This window comes from Longimicrobiaceae bacterium, assembly GCA_035696245.1.
Classification (GTDB): domain Bacteria; phylum Gemmatimonadota; class Gemmatimonadetes; order Longimicrobiales; family Longimicrobiaceae; genus DASRQW01.
Map to the genome: position 1 here is coordinate 1 of DASRQW010000515.1, position 5,086 is coordinate 5,086.

Consider the following 5,086-nt stretch of genomic DNA (forward strand, 5'->3'; position numbering starts at 1 on the left):
CCCCGCGCACGCCGGGACGGGCCGCCGAATCGCGTGCTTCCGGCGCTCCGCATGAAGGGAGCGCCGGGCCGCTCAGTGCTGCGCGCTGCGCTGCATGGCCAGTTGCACGGCCGCGTACAGGTTCACCACCCCGCCCGTGCTGCTCAGGTCCGAGAACGGGACGTGCTCGCCGTGCTCGGCGCCCGGCCGCACCACCGGCTGCGTGTAGCGCGTGGCCGACTCCATGATGATCTGCTTGGTCTGCGGCGCCGTCAGGTCCGGGAAGTACGCCATGAGCGTCGCCGCCACCCCGGCCACCACCGGCGAAGCCATGCTGGTGCCTTCCAGCATCTGGTAGCTGCCGCCGGGCTTGGTGGAGTAGATCTCCACGCCGGGCGCGAAGACGTCCACGTTGCGCTTGCTGTAGCTGGAGAACGACGCCGCCAGGCTGTCCAGGCCGAACGGGGTGGAAGCGCCCACCTCCATCCAGTTGGCGGGCGCACCGCCCGACAGGTAGGCGCGCTTGGGGAAGTTGTCGGAGACGTCGATGTCGGTGTTGTCGTTGCCGGCCGCGTGCACCATCAGCACGCCGTGCGCGTCGGCGTACCGCACCGCCGCGTCCACCGCGGACTTCTGCGGCGAGTACGCCTTGCCGAAGCTCATGTTGATCACGTTGGCGCCGTTGTCCACCGCGTAGCGGATGGCGTTGGCGATGTCCTTGTCGCGCTCGTCGCCGTCGGGCACGGCGCGCAGCACCATCAGCTTCACGCCCGTGGGCGGCGCCACGCCGTCCACCCCGATGCCGTTGCCGCGCTCGGCCGCCACGATGCCGGCCACGTGCGTGCCGTGGAACGCGTCCGGCCCCTGCACCTCGGCGTTGCCGTAGCCGCGCTCGGTCAGGTCGGCGTAGTGGTCGCCCACGATGGGGCGCGGGTCGTACTGGAGGTTCAGGCCGTACTGGAGCTTGTCCTCGTTGTTCTTGCGCACCTCGGCCAGCAGCTCGGGCGTGTTGCCCAGGCCCATCTGCTCCAGCCAGTACGCGCGGGCCGCCGTCACGTCGCGCCGCATGGAGCTGATCTTCTGCACCCGCTCCATGGTGAGCGAGTCGTTGCCCGCCTCGCCGCGAAGCAGGGCCGTGGCCGTGGCCAGGTCGGCCTGCATCTGCTTCACCGTCTGCACCTCGGTGGCAGCGGTGGCGCGGTCCTGGTCCAGCTTGCGCTTCATGGTCTGGTAGCGCTCGTACTCGGCCCTGCCTGCGGCGTTCAGCGTGTCGCGCCGGGCGGTGGCGTAGCGCGCGGCCAGGTCGCGCACCACGCGGGCGGACTCGAGGTTGTCGTGCTCCACGTCGCGCCCGTCGCGCCCGCCGATGAAGTCCCAGCCGTGAACGTCGTCCACGTAGCCGTTGTTGTCGTCGTCGCGGCCGTTGCCGGCGATCTCGCGCGGGTTGGTCCAGATGTTGTCGCGCAGGTCGGGGTGCGAGACGTCGACCCCGCCGTCGATGATGGCCACCACCACCTGTCGCCTCACCGTGCGGCCGGCCAGCAGCTCCGTGTACGCACGGTTGGCGCTGATGCCGCGCACACCGTCCTTGGTGGCGTCCTGCAGCCACCAGCGGCCCAGCGGCACCGACGCGGCGGCGTCCTGCGTGACGGCGGGCGCCACGGCCTGGGCCGCGAGCCCGGCGGGCGCCGCGGCGATGGTCAGCGCATACAGCGCGAAGAGGCGAATGGGCTTCACAGGCTTGTCCTTCCCGGTTGAGTCACGCCCGGCGTGGGCGCCCGAAGACACGGCGGAAGCAGCACGTCGGCGAGCCACGCGCGTCCCATGCGGGCGCGCGCGGCGAGTTCCGCAACCTATCTACTCCCCTCGCCCCGGAACGTTTCCGTGAGCTTGGGAAGATGCGGTTTCGGAAGATGTTGTCAGGAGATGCAGATCGGAAGTTGACCAGCCGAGGATGCAGAGCCGGGAGATGCGCGGCGGCGTGGCGACGGGCGACGGATGCCCGGCGCGGCACGGCTTCGATCCCGCGCCGCGCCGGGCTCCCGATGCGCCGTCGTCACCGCCTCAGTAGCACTCGCCGCTGGAGAGCCCCTTCCAGCCGCCGCTCGTGGGCTGTCCGTAGCCGTAGTTCAGCCCGTAGCGCGACTGCGCCGCGGCGATGGGCGCGCGATACCGCTGGAGCGACCGCGCACCGCTGAACGGCGTCGCGCGCGAGCACGCCGAGCTGAGCACCCGGAAGCTTCCCGGCGCCGCGATCCGCGGAAGCTGCAACCCCGCGCACCCCGAAGCCCCGATCACCAGCGCGATCACACCGGTCCCCAGCAGAGCGTTCCTCATGGCAGTCTCGCCTCCGTGCAGAAGGTTGAAACGGAGCCGCGGCGGCCCACGCAGCCATCCGGCCGCACCCGCCGTCCCGCTCCCCGCCCGGCGCCGCAATTCCGCGACCGGGCCGCGACCCATCGTCCGTTCGTGATCGTCGGCGAGAGACGATCCACGATCAACGAACGACAACCGCACGGACGGACATCGATCGACGCGCTGGCTCCGAGAAGACACCTCTCGACACCGACAAGCACCGCCGAGGCGCGGTCCGGGCGGGGGGTGCCCGGTCGGTGCAGCGGTACATCTCGCGGAGCGCTCGCCCGCCGGGAGAGATGCGACACAAGCGCTGGAGATCGGCCCGCCCTCACACTCGATACGGACGGACCGCGGCGTCACCCTCGCGTCCGGCATCTCAGATAGAGCAGTGTGGAGCCGCTGACGGATACTCTTCGACAAGCTCCTGCTCGGGCGTGAAGCGACAGTTCCGCAAATAGACGCCGTTCGTCAATGCTCTCGTTGGCTCCGTTTGTCCCGGAAACCCGAACCAGCCTATATGGTGTTGCGGTAACCCCCTATGCGTTGCGCCCGACACCTGATCAGACGTTGCGCGTTACGGGAGAAGTTCTGTGACGCACAAGGCGCGCTCCTAAATACACTTCATTGCGTCCCAGGCCGAACGAGCCTACATTTGGTTCTGAGACGCGAACCTGTATCAGTTTCACCGCCGGTCTTCACCTCGCTTGTGCCAGCAGCTCGTCCCCACCCGCCTGCCGGTCTCCCTTCGTCAGACCTCCGAAAGCGATCCCGCGCACCGGAACTCGCGCAGCCTCACCCTCTCATCTCACCAGGCCATTCCCATGCCCTTCGCCCGTTCCGGCGCGCTCCTCTGCGCGACGCTGCTCGCCGCCGCAGCGTGCAGCCCCTCGGCCCCGTCCGCCGGGGCGCCCAGCGCAGCCAAGCCCGAGGTGATGGTGGCGCTCGAGTCCAGCCTGTCGCCCGCGGAGCGCGAGACCTTCTACCACCTCGCCCAGGGAAGCGAGATTCTGCCCACGGCATGGTGAAGGCCGTCACCAGCGACATGACGGGAAAGCCGTTCATGGATGACCCCGGCCGGTTCGGGCTGATCCCCGACCCCGCGAACCCGAATGGCCTGCCCATCGGTCTGACCGACGCGGTGACGGTGGACACGCGCATGCTGGGCGTGCACATGACCGGCATCAACTGCTCGGCATGCCACGTGAGCGAGGTCACGTACCGGGGCACGCGCATGCGGGTGGACGGCGGTCCGTCGAACTTCGAGGCCGACCTGTTCCGCAACGACCTCACGGGTTCGCTGAACACCACCATGCACGACCCGATGAAGTTCCTGGCCTTCATCTGGCGGCTGCGGAAGGAGCACGAGACGGCCAACCCGCACCTCCCCGCACTCGTGCGCGACGAGTCGCACCGCCTAGCACGCGACATCGAGGACCTTCCGCGCGCCGCCGAACGCGACGCGGAAGCGGCCCGGCTGCTGGGCTGGGCGCGGCGCGCGCTGGAGCACGAGCGCGGCCGGCCGGCCGAGGACATCCTGCACGGCCTCACCGTCTCTCCGGACCCGGACGCCCCGCGCGCCCCGCTGCCCCGCGGCCTGACCTACGCCGACGCCGCCGCGGCCGCGGACTCGCTGGTGCCGGACGACGCGGTGGCTGCGAGCTCGTCCGTGCTGCGCGGCGCCGCGCCCGGGCTCTCGCCGGCCAAGCACGTGGAGGCCTTCATCTCGGACCTGGTGCTGACGTACCGGCTCCTGAAGGCGCGCGTCGCCGCGTTCCGCCGCGTCCTGCCGCCCGCCGACAGCACCACCGCCGGCTGGGGCCGCGTGGACGCGTTCGGGGTGGCGCGCAACTCGATCTACCCGCAGGACACGGTGGCGCTCACCGCCCCGGTCAGCTATCCGTGGCTGTGGGGCTTCGGGAACCAGACGTGGTTCCACTACGACGCCAACACCAACTCGTTCATGCAGCGCAACCTGGGCGAGGCGATCGGTGTGGGCGCCGTGTACGACAGCGCCACGCTCGTCTCCACGCTCAACCCCCGCAACATCCGCCGGCTGGAGGTGCTGGGCCGGCAGATCCAGCCGCCGAGCTGGCCCGAGCAGGTCTTCGGGCCGATCGACCGGGCGAAGGCGCAGCGCGGTTCCGCGGTGTTCGCCTCCACCTGCGGGTCGTGCCACACCAACCCGGCGAACGACGCCTGGAACGCCCCGGCCTCGGTCGCCACCGACTCGAACCGGCTGAGGAACTTCGCGAAGCCCATGAACGACGGGCGCACCTTCACCGCCTGGGTCAGCCCGTTCCTGGCGGGGCTGGAGAGGAACGCCTACCACACGTTCCGCGTGCCGGCCGACTCGCAGGCCGTCTGGAGCGGCCCGCAGCCCACGGTGTGGCGCACCACCAGCCGGTGGGCGTCGCGTCCGCTGGCGGGCATCTGGGCCACCGCTCCCTACCTGCACAACAACTCGGTGCCCACCCTGTACGACCTCCTGCAGCCCGCCGCGCAGAGGCCGGTGACCTTCGCCGTGGGCCAGCGCGAGTACGACCCGAGCAAGGTGGGGATCGCCGCGGCAGCCCAGCCGCGCGAGGTGCTGGACACGCGCCGGTCCGGCAACCGCAACACCGGCCACGAGTTCGGCACGAACCTCAGCGCCGACGAGAAGTCCGCCCTTCTCGAATACCTCAAGACGATGTGAGAGCCGTCCCGGCCTGAACGGGAAATGCGAAGCCGGGCGCCGCGTGACGCGGCGCCC

The 5,086-nt window shown here is 70.5% G+C and carries 4 protein-coding genes; 2 read left to right on the plus strand and 2 right to left on the minus strand.

Annotated elements, in window-relative coordinates; all coding sequences use genetic code 11:
- Positions 1-72: 72 nt before the first annotated feature.
- Both VFE05_22925 and VFE05_22930 read right to left on the minus strand, forming a co-directional pair.
- Complete coding sequence (locus tag VFE05_22925) at positions 73-1,716, minus strand: S8 family peptidase (protein HET6232949.1); 1,644 nt, start codon at positions 1,714-1,716, stop codon at positions 73-75.
- Between the two features lie 327 nt (positions 1,717-2,043).
- A complete protein-coding gene (locus VFE05_22930; protein ID HET6232950.1) occupies positions 2,044-2,316 on the minus strand; it encodes a hypothetical protein in 273 nt (90 codons plus the stop codon).
- Positions 2,317-3,158: 842 nt separating this feature from the next.
- Between VFE05_22930 and VFE05_22935 the strand changes: the two genes are divergently transcribed.
- Together VFE05_22935 and VFE05_22940 are read left to right on the plus strand one after the other, a co-directional pair.
- Positions 3,159-3,362, plus strand: a complete 204-nt coding sequence (locus VFE05_22935; GenBank protein HET6232951.1) for a hypothetical protein — start codon at positions 3,159-3,161, stop codon at positions 3,360-3,362.
- On the plus strand, positions 3,356-5,029 hold the full coding sequence (locus VFE05_22940) for a hypothetical protein (protein HET6232952.1): 1,674 nt from the start codon (positions 3,356-3,358) through the stop codon (positions 5,027-5,029). Before VFE05_22935 ends, VFE05_22940 begins: the two co-directional genes overlap by 7 nt.
- Positions 5,030-5,086 lie beyond the last annotated feature (57 nt).

Excerpts from the sequence above, each read along its gene's own strand:
- VFE05_22930 (HET6232950.1), bottom strand. The coding sequence starts at position 2,316 with ATGAGGAACGCTCTGCTGGGGACCGGTGTGATCGCGCTGGTGATCGGG.
- VFE05_22940 (HET6232952.1), top strand. The coding sequence starts at position 3,356 with ATGGTGAAGGCCGTCACCAGCGACATGACGGGAAAGCCGTTCATGGAT.
- VFE05_22935 (HET6232951.1), top strand. The coding sequence starts at position 3,159 with ATGCCCTTCGCCCGTTCCGGCGCGCTCCTCTGCGCGACGCTGCTCGCC.